General features: G+C 37.3%; 10 protein-coding genes and 1 riboswitch. Of the genes, 5 read left to right on the top strand and 5 right to left on the bottom strand.

What is annotated here, in order from left to right; genetic code table 11:
- Positions 1 to 39 precede the first annotated feature (39 nt).
- Complete coding sequence (gene thiI, locus ACFSAV_RS04505) at positions 40 to 1,485, bottom strand: tRNA uracil 4-sulfurtransferase ThiI (RefSeq protein ID WP_379096709.1); 1,446 nt, start codon at positions 1,483 to 1,485, stop codon at positions 40 to 42.
- A 307-nt stretch (positions 1,486 to 1,792) separates the two neighbouring features.
- On the opposite strand from thiI, the gene ACFSAV_RS04500 reads away from it, so the two are divergent.
- The 5 genes from ACFSAV_RS04500 (at position 1,793) to dxs (ending at position 8,830) form a co-directional block, all read left to right on the top strand.
- Positions 1,793 to 2,908, top strand: coding sequence for a NapC/NirT family cytochrome c (locus ACFSAV_RS04500; RefSeq protein WP_379096706.1), 1,116 nt, complete (start codon positions 1,793 to 1,795; stop codon positions 2,906 to 2,908).
- Positions 2,908 to 3,044, top strand: a riboswitch (molybdenum cofactor riboswitch). (Overlaps the previous gene by 1 nt.)
- A 21-nt stretch (positions 3,045 to 3,065) precedes the next feature.
- Complete coding sequence (torA, locus tag ACFSAV_RS04495; protein WP_379096703.1) at positions 3,066 to 5,552, top strand: trimethylamine-N-oxide reductase TorA; 2,487 nt, start codon at positions 3,066 to 3,068, stop codon at positions 5,550 to 5,552.
- A gap of 219 nt (positions 5,553 to 5,771) precedes the next feature.
- Complete coding sequence (gene xseB / locus ACFSAV_RS04490; RefSeq protein WP_379096700.1) at positions 5,772 to 6,017, top strand: exodeoxyribonuclease VII small subunit; 246 nt, start codon at positions 5,772 to 5,774, stop codon at positions 6,015 to 6,017.
- 16 nt (positions 6,018 to 6,033) lie between these two features.
- Positions 6,034 to 6,921 (top strand): (2E,6E)-farnesyl diphosphate synthase, encoded by an 888-nt coding sequence (ispA, locus tag ACFSAV_RS04485; RefSeq protein WP_379096697.1) that lies wholly within the window; start codon positions 6,034 to 6,036, stop codon positions 6,919 to 6,921.
- A 64-nt stretch (positions 6,922 to 6,985) separates the two neighbouring features.
- On the top strand, positions 6,986 to 8,830 hold the full coding sequence (dxs, locus tag ACFSAV_RS04480; protein WP_379096694.1) for a 1-deoxy-D-xylulose-5-phosphate synthase: 1,845 nt from the start codon (positions 6,986 to 6,988) through the stop codon (positions 8,828 to 8,830).
- A 107-nt stretch (positions 8,831 to 8,937) separates the two neighbouring features.
- On the opposite strand, the gene ACFSAV_RS04475 is transcribed toward dxs, so the two are convergent.
- From ACFSAV_RS04475 to ACFSAV_RS04460, 4 genes are all read right to left on the bottom strand, one after another.
- On the bottom strand, positions 8,938 to 9,477 hold the full coding sequence (locus tag ACFSAV_RS04475) for an ATP-binding protein (protein WP_379096691.1): 540 nt from the start codon (positions 9,475 to 9,477) through the stop codon (positions 8,938 to 8,940).
- A 27-nt stretch (positions 9,478 to 9,504) separates the two neighbouring features.
- A complete protein-coding gene (locus ACFSAV_RS04470; protein ID WP_379096688.1) occupies positions 9,505 to 9,819 on the bottom strand; it encodes a hypothetical protein in 315 nt (104 codons plus the stop codon).
- A gap of 19 nt (positions 9,820 to 9,838) precedes the next feature.
- Positions 9,839 to 11,002: a PstS family phosphate ABC transporter substrate-binding protein gene (locus ACFSAV_RS04465; protein WP_379096685.1), complete on the bottom strand. Its 1,164-nt coding sequence runs from the start codon at positions 11,000 to 11,002 to the stop codon at positions 9,839 to 9,841.
- Positions 11,003 to 11,108: 106 nt separating this feature from the next.
- A complete protein-coding gene (locus ACFSAV_RS04460) occupies positions 11,109 to 12,554 on the bottom strand; it encodes an alanine/glycine:cation symporter family protein (RefSeq protein ID WP_379096682.1) in 1,446 nt (481 codons plus the stop codon).
- Positions 12,555 to 12,753: the final 199 nt, after the last annotated feature.

Genomic DNA, 12,753 nt, shown 5'->3' with positions numbered 1-12,753 from the left:
ATGAAAAAACAAAGAGGAGCTAAATGCTCCTCTTCTTTATTATGATTTTTTAAAAACTTTGACATTGCTAAAGCCTTGTTCTTTTAAATATAACGCTTGTAGCTTGCTCATTACCCCTCGTTCACAATATAACGCATAATGTTTACTTTGATCTAATTGCGCAAATTGAGAAGAAAGTTTATAGAATGGCAATAATAAGACATTAGCCAACTGTAACGGATTTTCATCCGCTTCTTCTGGACTACGGATATCTAAAATAATATCTTGTGCATTTAACACTGAAACAGTATTAACTTCTCCAACTTCTTTCTCCGCTTGTTCAGCAATTTGGCGAATATCTAAATATTGCGCATGTTGTACCGCATTTTCTAATATCGCAAAATCAAAATGACTTTCTTCTGCTTCAATCTTCGCTTTAATTGCTTTTACTGTTGGATTTTTTGAAATCACTCCACAAAATTCAGGCATTGATTTAGCAATATCATCTGTACCAATTTCTTTTGCCATTGCAATAATTTGTTCTTTATCATGTGTTATTAATGGACGTAATACTAACGCACTTGCTGCTTCGTCAATCAGACGCAAATTGGTTAATGTTTGGCTCGAAACCTGCCCTAATGCTTCACCTGTTACAATAGCTTGGATACCAAAACGCTCCGCCACTTTACTTGCTGCGCGCACCATCATGCGTTTTAACACAACACCCATTTGACCGTTATCTACTTTTTCGAGGATTTCACCGACTACATTTTCAAAATTAATCACAACAAAACGCACTTTATGTGAGCCACTATAGCGTTGCCAAATATGATATGCCATTTGCTTTACACCAATTTCATGTGCTGCGCCACCTAAATTGAAGAAGCAGTAATGTACTCGACAACCACGTCGAATCAGCATATAGCTTGATACGCCTGAATCAAAACCACCAGAAATCAGCGATAATACATCTTCTTGGGTGCCAATTGGATAACCGCCAATTCCATCATGGCGAGCTTTGATTAACATCATTTTGTCATTTTCAATGTCGATTCGCACCGTCACATCTGGTTTACTTAATTGCACTTTGGCACTTTCAATATGTTGATTTAAGCCTCCACCGACATAACGTTCTACATCCAATGAACTAAACTCATGTTTACCTTTACGCTTAACACGCACACAAAAGGTTTTATTCACTAAGCTAGGACCAACATCTTGTAAAGTTTGCTCAAAAATATCGTGAATTGTTGTAAAAGGTTTTTCATCGACTTCTAAAAAATGATGAATACCTGGAATACGTTCTAATAATTCAATTAAGTGCGGTCGATTTTCAGTATTTTTTGAACGTACTTCGATGTAGTCCCAATGTTTCACGACTGCTACACTGTCATCATATTTATTTAATACATTGCGAATATTCCCAGTTAAAATTTTGATAAAGCGCTTACGCACAGAATCACTTTTAATCATGATCTCAGGGAAAAGTTTGATGATAAATTTCATAGTCTCTTTATTGTCCACATTAAGTTATAAGTCGTGCATTCTAGCAGATCAATTCAGGAATAAAAATCTTTCTACTCATCAGAGAGAATAAATCCACTATAAAAATAGTTATATAGCAATAGGTTATAAATAACGTCCAATAATTCAACGACTTTATCTCAGATCTTAATTTTTTAGCTCATTCTTGATTTCAATCAAAAAGAAATGCTGAAACACACCTAAAATAAGTTAACTATTTGTGAGTATTTAATTGTATTTATATTATTTTGTTATATAGATAGTTATATAACTATATTTGGGGTGACTTATGTCAACAGCAAAAAAACGTGCAGCATTCACCGCTATTGCTTTTATGGCAATTGGGGCCGGTGTCCTATTGGGAACACAATATGTAATGCATAAAACAAGCTCACCTGAATTTTGTGTGAGTTGTCATTCGATGAGCTTTCCACAAGAAGAATGGGAAACCAGTGTGCATTTCTCAAATCAAAAAGGAATTCGGGCTAATTGTGCTGATTGTCATGTTCCTCCAGGTGGACTGCATTATGTCAAAGCAAAAGTATTCGCATTAAAAGACGTATGGTACGAAGTGACAGGCAAAATTCCCGATCGAGAAGCGTATGAAAAACATCGCTATGAAATGGCAAAAAAAGTTTGGGATGAGATGAAAGCGACTCATTCAGAAACCTGTCATAGTTGTCACAGCCTTGAGGCAATGGAAATTGCAGCACAATCTAAATCAGCGCAAACTATGCATGAATTAGCAAAATCAGACGGGCAAACTTGTATTGATTGCCACAAAGGTATCGCCCATTTCCTACCAGAAATCCCCGAAGAAACCAAGACCACTCCAATCAATCAAACTGAGTCAACCTTAACTAACAATAATAGCCAACCACTTTATGTGCAATCTATTGCAACTGCACAAACGGAGAATGGCGGCGAAGTTCGTCTTATGCCTTATGCCACATTAATAGATTGGCAAAATGATGGGCAGAAAGTAACAGCTCAATTACAAGGTTGGCAACAAGCAGGCGCTGAATCAATCATTTATATGGCGCTTGGCAAACGAATCATTTTGGCGTTATTAGAAGAGGAAGCAAAACAACAAGTCACTATTTTGAACACAATACAAGATGAAATCACTGAATCAGAATGGAAAGAAGTGATTGTTAGTATCACAATTCCACAAGACAAATTAACTGCAAACTTGACCGCACTTAATCAAATCGGCAATAAACTGAATCAAACTCATTGTAGCGGCTGTCATGCAGTGATTGAAGCAGATCACTTCACAGCCAATCAATGGATTGGTGTCGTTAATTCAATGAAAGATCGCACTGCATTAACGGCTGAAGAAGTAAGAGCACTCACAATTTACTTACAACGTAATAGTAAAGATATGCTTAGTGCAGCACATTAATTTATTCCTGACTCCGAGCTTGTGATCCTAAGTCGAAAGATATGGTAACAAGCCAGCAATAAGTTCGCTTATGCCATGGATAACCGAGAAATTGCTTGTCCACTCATCTTTAGAAAGGTGTCAAAACATTAACTAATAGAAGTAAGCGAGGCTTTATATGAAAAAAGAGAACAACGTCAATGTAAAACGTAGAGAATTTTTAAAGAATTCTTCTCTTGGTATTGCTGGTGCATCGTTAAGCGGTGGTGTAGTTGGTTCACTTGTTGCACCAAATGCTATGGCTGCGGAAAGTAAAACCATCGTCACTGCGGCACATTGGGGTCCCTTAGGTGTCGTCGTTGAAAATGGTAAAGCGGTAAAATCGGGTCCTGCCATTCCACCTGTTATCGAAAATGAATTGCAATCTGTAGTGCCAGATCAGCTTTATAGCGAAACACGCATTAAATATCCAATGGTGCGTAAAGGTTATTTAGCTAACCCTGGAAAAAGCGATACAACCATGCGCGGCTGCGATGAATGGGTCCGCGTCTCTTGGGATCAAGCATTAGATTTAATTGACAAAGAGTTCAAACGCATCCGTCGTGAAGGTGGCTTTGAAAATATCTTCGGTGGTTCTTATGGCTGGAAAAGTTCAGGCTCACTCCATTCAAGCCGCACTCTTTTACATCGTTATTTAAATGCGACAGGCGGATTTGTTGGACACAAAGGTGACTACTCTACTGGTGCGGCGCAAGTCATCATGCCACATGTACTGGGTACCATCGAAGTCTATGAACAGCAAACCAGCTGGGAAACTATCTTAGAAAGCACTGATATTATTGTGCTTTGGTCAGCAAACCCACTCACAACAATGCGTATCGCATGGACAGCCACTGACCAAAAAGGAATTGAATATTTCAAAAAATATCAAGCAACAGGCAAACGTATCATTTGTATCGATCCAATCAAAAGCGAAACCTGTAAAATGTTGAATGCGGAATGGATTCCAACCAATACCGCAACTGATGTGCCATTAATGTTAGGGATTGCACATACTTTAGTAACTCAAGATAAACACGATAAAGCCTTCTTGAAAAAATACACAACAGGTTATGCGAAATTTGAAGAATACTTACTCGGCAAAGTAGATGGACAAGCAAAAGATGCTGAATGGGCAAGCAAAATTTGTGGGGTACCGGTTGATGTAATTAAGCAGCTTGCTCATGATTTTTCTACTAAACGCACGATGTTAATGGGTGGTTGGGGTATGCAACGCCAACGTCATGGCGAACAAACACACTGGATGATGGTGACTTTGGCTTCCATGCTAGGTCAAATTGGTTTACCGGGTGGCGGTTTTGGCTTTAGTTATCATTATTCAAATGGTGGCGTTCCAACCACAACAGGCGGTGTTATTGGTTCAATGTCAGCAACATTAGATAACGATACCTCAAATACGGGGCAGTCTTGGTTATCAAAATCCGCCAAAATGAGTTTCCCACTTGCGCGTATTGCCGACGTTTTACTCAATCCAGGCAAGACAATCCAATATAATGGTACAGAAATCACTTATCCAGATATTAAATTAATCTACTGGGCAGGTGGTAATCCATTTGTTCACCACCAAGACACCAATACACTCGTTAAAGCTTGGCAAAAACCAGAAACCATCATTGTCAATGAGATAAACTGGACGCCGACTGCGCGTATGGCAGATATTGTGCTTCCAATCACAACCAGTTATGAGCGTAATGACTTAACGATGACGGGTGATTATTCCATGATGCATATTCTCCCAATGAAACAAGTGGTTGAACCACAATTTGAAGCACGCAATGATTATGATGTCTTCGCTGAACTTGCTAAACGTGCTGGTGTAGAAGATAAATTCACTGAAGGTAAAAGTGAAATGGATTGGTTAAAATACTTCTATCAATCTGCTTTCGATGCTGCACGTAAAAATCGCGTTTTAATGCCTAAATTTGAAAAGTTCTGGGAAGAAAACAAACTAATTACCTTTAATGCCAGTGAAAAAGCAAAAAAATGGGTACGTTACGGTGAATTCCGCGAAGATCCATTATTAAATCCGCTTGGTACACCGTCAGGTAAAATTGAAATTTACTCTGATACCATTGCGAAGATGAATTACGATGACTGTCGGGGTTATCCTTCATGGTTTGAACCTGAAGAATTTGCAGGCAATGTGACAACAGAACATCCATTAGCATTGGTCACACCACACCCTTATTATCGCCTACACAGTCAACTAGCCCATACCTCATTACGTCAAAAATATGTGGTACAAGATCGCGAGCCAGCCTTAATTCACACGGAAGACGCTAAAGCTCGTGGTATTGCTGATGGCGATATTATTCGTATTTTCAATCAGCGTGGTCAAGTACTTGCTGGCGCAGTTGTCACAGATCATATCATCAAAGGTACTGTTGGTTTATGCGAAGGGGCTTGGTATGACCCATTAGACTTAGGTATGAGCGAAAAACCACTGTGCAAAAATGGATGTCCAAATGTCCTAACAATGGATATTGGCACATCAAAACTTGCTCAAGGTAATTCACCGAATACGTGTATTATCCAAGTAGAAAAATTTACAGGCGAAGCACCTGAAGTCACCGTATTCAAACAACCTAAACATGCAAAAGCTTAAATTAGCCTAAGCTAATGAAACTAAAAAGTGCGGTCAAATCGACCGCACTTTTTGTGCTTATAAAGCATACTGTTAACATATTTTTTATGTATAAAATAGCTAAATACTCATGGAAAAATCGAAACTAAATTCACGGAAAAGAGACTAAATAATTTTAACATATATCAAAAAATACAGTACAATAACTGCCCTAAATCTTTCGACGACAAAGGACCAACAATGGCAAGAAAACCGACAGTAAAAACAGAACTGGATTTTGAAACAACTTTACAGCAGTTGGAAACCATTGTAACGCGTTTAGAGAGTGGTGAACTTCCATTAGAAGAAGCGCTCAAAGAGTTTGAAAATGGCATCAAATTAGCCAATTTAGGACAAGAGCGTTTACAGCAAGCGGAACAACGGATTCAAATTTTATTGCAAAAAAGTGAAAACGCAGAATTAACGGATTACCAAGCAGAACAATAAATAAAACGAGCCTGTTATGTATCAATTTTCACAAGACTTATCACAATTACAACAACGTATTAATACTTTTTTGACCCAACAACTCAATTTAGATACCCATCCTTCACCTCTTGCAGAAGCCATGCGCTATGGTGTTTTGTTAGGTGGCAAACGTATTCGCCCATTTTTAGTTTATACCACAGGTCGCATGTTAGGTGCGGATCTTAACCAATTAGATTATGCTGCCGCAGGACTTGAAGCTATCCATGCTTACTCATTAATGCATGATGACTTACCTGCGATGGATAATGATACTTTAAGACGGGGACAACCAACTTGTCATATTGCCTTTGATGAAGCAAGCGCTATTTTAGCAGGCGATGCACTACAAGCTTTTGCTTTTGAAATTTTAACTCAAGCACCACTATTATCTGCTGAACAAAAACTCGCTTTAGTAAAAACCTTGAGTCGAGCCGCTGGCATGCAAGGTATGTGTTTAGGGCAAAGCTTAGATTTAATTTCTGAGCAGAAACAAATTACATTGGATGAACTAGAATATATTCATCGTAATAAAACGGGTGCATTACTTTCTGCGGCATTAAAAATGGGGTTAATTTGCTCATCACATTTTGCTAATCAAGCACTTGAACAACAATTACAGCGTTATGCAGAAGCAATTGGATTAGCTTTTCAAGTACAAGATGATATTTTAGATATTGAAGGCGAGAGTGAAATTACGGGTAAGACAATAGGGTCAGATTTAATGGCGGATAAAAGTACTTATCCTAAATTACTCGGTTTGGTTGGGGCAAAACAAAAAGCACAACAACTTTATCAAACAGCTATTAGTGAGCTAGAAAATTTACCTTTTGATACCGCGGCACTGCGTGCGATTGCGGAATTTGTCGTAAATAGAAAAAGTTAAATCGCACAATAAACTAACAAAAGTGCGGTCTGTTTTTACATTATTTTGGAATTGACTAACGATTATGCAAAATTATCCTCTTTTATCATTAATTAATTCGCCTGAAGATTTGCGCTTATTGAGCAAAGAGCAATTACCTCAAGTTTGTCAGGAATTACGTGCATATTTATTAGAGTCTGTTAGTCAAAGTAGCGGACACTTAGCATCTGGCTTAGGTACAGTAGAGCTAACAGTTGCCCTGCACTACGTTTATAAAACGCCCTTTGATCAACTCATTTGGGACGTAGGTCATCAAGCCTATCCACATAAAATTTTAACGGGTCGTCGTGAAAAAATGTCGACTATCCGTCAAAAAAATGGGATTCATCCTTTTCCATGGCGTGAAGAAAGTGAATTTGATGTGTTAAGTGTAGGTCATTCTTCTACTTCAATCAGCGCAGGGCTTGGTATCGCTATTGCCGCACAACGCGAAAATGCGGGACGAAAAACGGTCTGTGTCATAGGCGATGGTGCGATCACCGCTGGAATGGCATTTGAAGCAATGAATCATGCGGGGGCATCACATGCTGATATGTTAGTCATTTTAAATGACAACGAAATGTCTATTTCAGAAAATGTCGGTGCATTAAACAACCATTTGGCGCGCTTATTAACAGGCTCATTTTATTCCTCCATCCGTGAAGGCGGTAAAAAAATCCTATCCGGCATGCCACCAATTAAAGAGTTTGTTAAGAAAACGGAAGAACATGTAAAAGGCTTTGTTTCACCAGTTGGTACCATGTTTGAACAGTTAGGCTTTAATTATATTGGACCAATTGACGGACATAATATTGAAGAATTAATTAGCACATTAAAGAATATGCGCTCTTTAAAAGGACCTCAGTTCTTACATATTATGACTAAAAAGGGTAAAGGCTATGCACCTGCAGAAAAAGATCCTATTGGCTTTCATGGTGTACCAAAGTTTGATCATTTAAGCGGTCAACTGCCTAAATCCAATACTAAGCCGACTTATTCGCAAATTTTTGGTGATTGGCTCTGTGAAATAGCTGCACAAGATCCCAAATTAATTGGGATTACTCCCGCAATGCGTGAAGGTTCAGGCATGGTAGAATTTTCTAATCGTTTTCCAGAACAATATTTTGACGTTGCAATTGCTGAACAACACGCGGTTACTTTTGCTGCGGGTTTAGCAATTGGTGGTTATAAACCCGTTGTCGCGATTTACTCGACTTTCTTACAACGTGCTTATGATCAAGTGATCCATGATGTAGCAATCCAAAACTTACCTGTATTATTTGCTATTGATCGTGCAGGCGTTGTCGGAGCTGATGGTCAAACCCATCAAGGTGCGTTTGATATTAGCTTTATGCGTTGCATTCCTAATATGGTGATTATGACACCAAGTGATGAAAATGAATGTCGTCAAATGCTTTATACAGGCTACAAACTCAATCAACCTGCCGCAGTACGCTATCCACGTGGTAATGCTATTGGTGTCGAACTACAACCGCTGCAAGTATTAGTACTGGGACAATCTAAATTAATTCGTGAGGGTGAAAAAGTCGCTATTTTGAATTTCGGCACATTATTACCAACAGCTTTAAATGTGGCAGAAAAACTGAATGCGACTGTGGTTGATATGCGCTTTGTTAAGCCAATTGATGTACAACGTATCAAGCAAATTGCACAAACTCATGATGTGATAGTTACTTTAGAAGAAAATGCAATTCAAGGTGGTGCTGGTAGTGCCGTTGCAGAAGTGCTTAATTTACAACAATATCACGTAAAATTATTACAACTCGGTTTACCTGATTTCTTTATTCCACAAGGCACACAACAAGAGGTTTTAGCTGACTTACAATTAGATGAAAATGGCATTGAAAGACAAATAAAAAATTTTTTATAAAAAATAAAACTTTTTATGAACTATTTTAAAAATAGCCAGTCTTAGATAATGCTAGTGCACTGCAAAATGCAGTCGTCTTTTTAACTTTCTTATATTAAGACCTCCCGCTACATCTTCTTGGTGTAGCGGTTTTTTCTTTTTAAGTCCCATAATTTTTCAATTTCTGACCGTACTTTTACTGTCATAGGTTGTATTGGTTCAAGTAAAATTTCATTCTCAATAGGACTCTCACACAAATGAATATACATTTCATAAACCGTCTGTTGATCAACTTGATGTGTATTGATAAAGAAATTTTGTAAACGATAAATACTGACTTGCAGATAATATTGCTCTGCTATTTCAATGATGTGTTCAATCTCTTTGAGATTGCCGCCTACATTACTGATAACAATCAATACATCTTGTGTTTTATGTTGCTGGCAAAACTCAAACGCTTGATTCAATTTCAGCTGTGCTTGTTGTTTTGCTATTTGAAAGCACTCAACTGTCCATCGATAAATACCATTTATTGTCAAAAAGTGATCATTCTCAATATGAAACACAATTCCCATTGGATAGCTCTGTTGAAATTCAGTGATTTTTTCTAATGCAAAGGTTGTTTTGCCTGAACCCGAATGCCCTCGAATAATAATTAATTTTTGCATTTTTATAAAAATACTTAATTTACCCTGCTATGAGTTTATGAACTCTATCAAAATCTCATAAAAGATAACAATCAAAGAAACAAAAGATTTTCCATAAACAATTAAGATAACCGCTAATATTGCTAAGGGTACTTTTACCGATTTCTTATTCATAAAGGCATCAAAAAAACAGACATAAGCAATATAGAAAAGGATAAAACTGAATAATCCTATATTAGGGTCACCTATATGATATGAGAAGATCACAATAACTATAGGAGAAATAAAGATAAATAACAAAGCAACTAACCAAAGAAATACCACAATGGATGTACGAATAAACGCTTTCTTTTCTTCATTCATAGCATATCATTCCTATTTTTTAATCTAAGGCGACATAACCTGTTTGCGTAATAATTGCTTTGCCCTGTTCTGATTGAATCCATGCTAAAAAAGCTAACGTTTCAGGGCTTTCATTACCTGTGGTTACAACATAAAATTCTTTTGCATAGGGATATTCGCCTGAAAGAATCGTTTGTCTATTTGGTGCAATGCCATCAATAGTCAGTAATTTAATTGCTTTTGCCTCAACCATTTTAGTGGCAAAAAACAAGAAAGAATAACCGAGTCCATTATCAAAATTTCGATATTCAGTGACAACTTCAATCATGCCTCCCATTCCAGCAGCAACATCATTTGTCGGAGGCGCCATCAGAGGCACATCCCCCATGATCTTCTCAAGCGTAGTTTGGCTACCAGAATTTTTAGGTCGCTGAAAAGCACGAATTTTCATGTTTTCACCGCCCACCTCACGCCAATTTTTAATTTTTCCTGAATAGATATCAACAAGTTGTGCTTTGCTTAGATTGTCTACTTTATTTTGGCTATTAACAAAAAATACAAATGCTTCTTTACCAATCGGGGTTAACTTAAACTCAATACCTTTTTCTTTCGCCATTTCCACTTGCTCTTTAGAAGGTCCTGCTGCAAAAATCATATCTACTTTACCTTCGATCAGATTTTGATAAGCATTTTTCGTTTTACTGCATTTAACTAACGCCTGCGTACTCTCGCAATGAAATGCCATCTCATCGGTTTTAGGTTCAGGATAAACTGCCTGTGCAAAAGCCGCATAGATTGGATAGAGTGCCGTTGCACCATCTAATCGCGGTAAATTCTGTTTGAGCTTCAATTGGCTTGGTGCATCTAAAGTAACCAGTTGATTTCCTTGTTTAAATGGCTGATATTTATATAGATCAACTTTAACCGAAACTCTCGGAGTTGTGGCTAAAATCTCTCGCGTATTTTGTGTATAGAGAACGTAACCAACAAAAGCAACTATCGAAGTAAACATAATCATTAAAGGATATCTTTTTTTATAATGCTTGCGTGTCACTGTTAATACAAGCCACACGTAACTCACATAAAAAGCAATAATTGAAGGCAAAATAGTACTTGTTCGATAACCTGCAAAGTCAAAGATAAAATAAATAATAAATAAAACGAATATCAAAAAGAAAGCACCTAACCATAGAATAATAGCCATAATAGTTTTCTCTCCCAATTATTACTAAAAAAAAGACCGCACTTTTAAGATAATATAATCTTCCCAAAAGTGCGGTCAAATTTAAAGCTATTTTAGTGATAATTGATTATGACCAAATATCTTTATCAATACCTCGTTTTAATAGCTCAGGATGATCCTCAATTTTAAATACAGGCTCTTGTCCTACCTTCACTTGACGTTGGTAATCTTTCAAAATTAGCCAAACAACTGGTGCTAATAAAATAATAGCCACGAGGTTAATCATTGCCATAATCGCCATCACGGTATCAGCAAAATTCCACACAATATTCGCGTGATTTACTGCACCGAAATAAACGAAGAACAAAACAATTAAACGGAAAATTAAAACAAATAGAGGTCTATTACGAATGAAACGAATATTGCTTTCTGCATAAGCGTAGTTACCAATAATTGATGAATATGCAAATAAGAATAAGATAAAAGCTAAGAAATGCAGACCAAAATCACCTACATGATATTGCAACGCATTTTGAGTTAATGAAATCCCTTTTAAAGACTCACTGCCGTAGTTATCGGATAATAAAATAATAATTGCAGTACAGCTACATACAATAATGGTATCGACAAAAACGCCTAACATTTGGATTAACCCTTGGCTTGCTGGATGTTTAACATCCGCAGTTGCTGCTGAGTTTGGTGCTGATCCCATCCCTGCTTCATTAGAAAACAAACCTCGTTTTACGCCCATTAACATGGCTTTAGAGAAAATTGCACCAAACATGCCCCCTGCCATAGCACTAAAATCAAAGGCGCTTGAAACAATACGTGAAATGATCATCGGTATTGCAGTCATATTCATCGTCAGAATGATAAGTGCAATAACTAAATAAAATAATGCCATCATAGGCACTAATTTCGCACTGACTACGCCAATGCGTTTGACGCCGCCAAAAATAATTAATGCAGTAATTGCTACTAATAGCAGCCCGACATATTCTGACTTCCAATGCCATGCATTACGGGTTGCTTCAACAATAGCGTTTGCTTGTACCGCATTAAAAGCAAAACCAAACGTAAAAATTAAGCTTATTGCAAATAGTACACCTAACCAAGGTGCTTTTAATCCTTTGGTAATATAATAAGCAGGTCCACCACGATATAATCCGCAAGGCTCTTTCACTTTGAATAATTGCGCAAGTGAAGATTCCGCAAAAGCACTACTCATGCCAATTAAGGCAGTTACCCACATCCAAAAGACGGCACCTTCACCACCAATAGCAATTGCAGTTGCCACACCACCAATGTTACCAACACCAACACGACTCGCTAAACCAGTAGTAAACGCTTGAAACGGTGTTAATGAATTGCCTTCTGCGCTGCGTCCAGACCACATTTCACGTAGGCTACGTGGCAATAAACGAAGTTGTACTAAACCTGTGGTAATCGTAAAAAATAAACCTACGCCCAATAAAGTGACAATGGTAATATCCCATAATGGTCCATCTACCTTTTCTACAAACCATACTAATGCCTGTTCAACGAAATCAACAAAACTAGAAAATAGTTCCATTTATCTTTTCCTTATTCAACGCAATTTCACAAAGTCGATTATTGTAATCGCTTTATTAAATGGAATAGAGCATTTTTTTATTTCTAACTAAAAAATCTCAATTTAATTAAATTAAAACTAAAAATAGAAAGTTTAAATAAAAATTATCTATTTTAAGCACCAAAGTTACTCTTATTTAGTAAACAAAAAAGAGCGCATT

This window comes from Pasteurella oralis (assembly GCF_042681465.1).
In the GTDB taxonomy this organism is placed as follows: Bacteria; Pseudomonadota; Gammaproteobacteria; order Enterobacterales; family Pasteurellaceae; genus Pasteurella; species Pasteurella oralis.
Note: the sequence above shows the minus strand (reverse complement) of the source record. Positions and strands in the feature narration are given on the sequence as shown.

What these genes read in the sequence shown, in the direction of transcription:
- ispA (WP_379096697.1), top strand. Translation starts at nt 6,034, where the DNA reads ATGTATCAATTTTCACAAGACTTATCACAATTACAACAACGTATTAAT.
- thiI (WP_379096709.1), bottom strand. Translation starts at nt 1,485, where the DNA reads ATGAAATTTATCATCAAACTTTTCCCTGAGATCATGATTAAAAGTGAT.
- ACFSAV_RS04470 (WP_379096688.1), bottom strand. Translation starts at nt 9,819, where the DNA reads ATGAATGAAGAAAAGAAAGCGTTTATTCGTACATCCATTGTGGTATTT.
- torA (WP_379096703.1), top strand. Translation starts at nt 3,066, where the DNA reads ATGAAAAAAGAGAACAACGTCAATGTAAAACGTAGAGAATTTTTAAAG.
- ACFSAV_RS04465 (WP_379096685.1), bottom strand. Translation starts at nt 11,002, where the DNA reads ATGGCTATTATTCTATGGTTAGGTGCTTTCTTTTTGATATTCGTTTTA.
- ACFSAV_RS04460 (WP_379096682.1), bottom strand. Translation starts at nt 12,554, where the DNA reads ATGGAACTATTTTCTAGTTTTGTTGATTTCGTTGAACAGGCATTAGTA.
- dxs (WP_379096694.1), top strand. Translation starts at nt 6,986, where the DNA reads ATGCAAAATTATCCTCTTTTATCATTAATTAATTCGCCTGAAGATTTG.
- xseB (WP_379096700.1), top strand. Translation starts at nt 5,772, where the DNA reads ATGGCAAGAAAACCGACAGTAAAAACAGAACTGGATTTTGAAACAACT.
- ACFSAV_RS04500 (WP_379096706.1), top strand. Translation starts at nt 1,793, where the DNA reads ATGTCAACAGCAAAAAAACGTGCAGCATTCACCGCTATTGCTTTTATG.
- ACFSAV_RS04475 (WP_379096691.1), bottom strand. Translation starts at nt 9,477, where the DNA reads ATGCAAAAATTAATTATTATTCGAGGGCATTCGGGTTCAGGCAAAACA.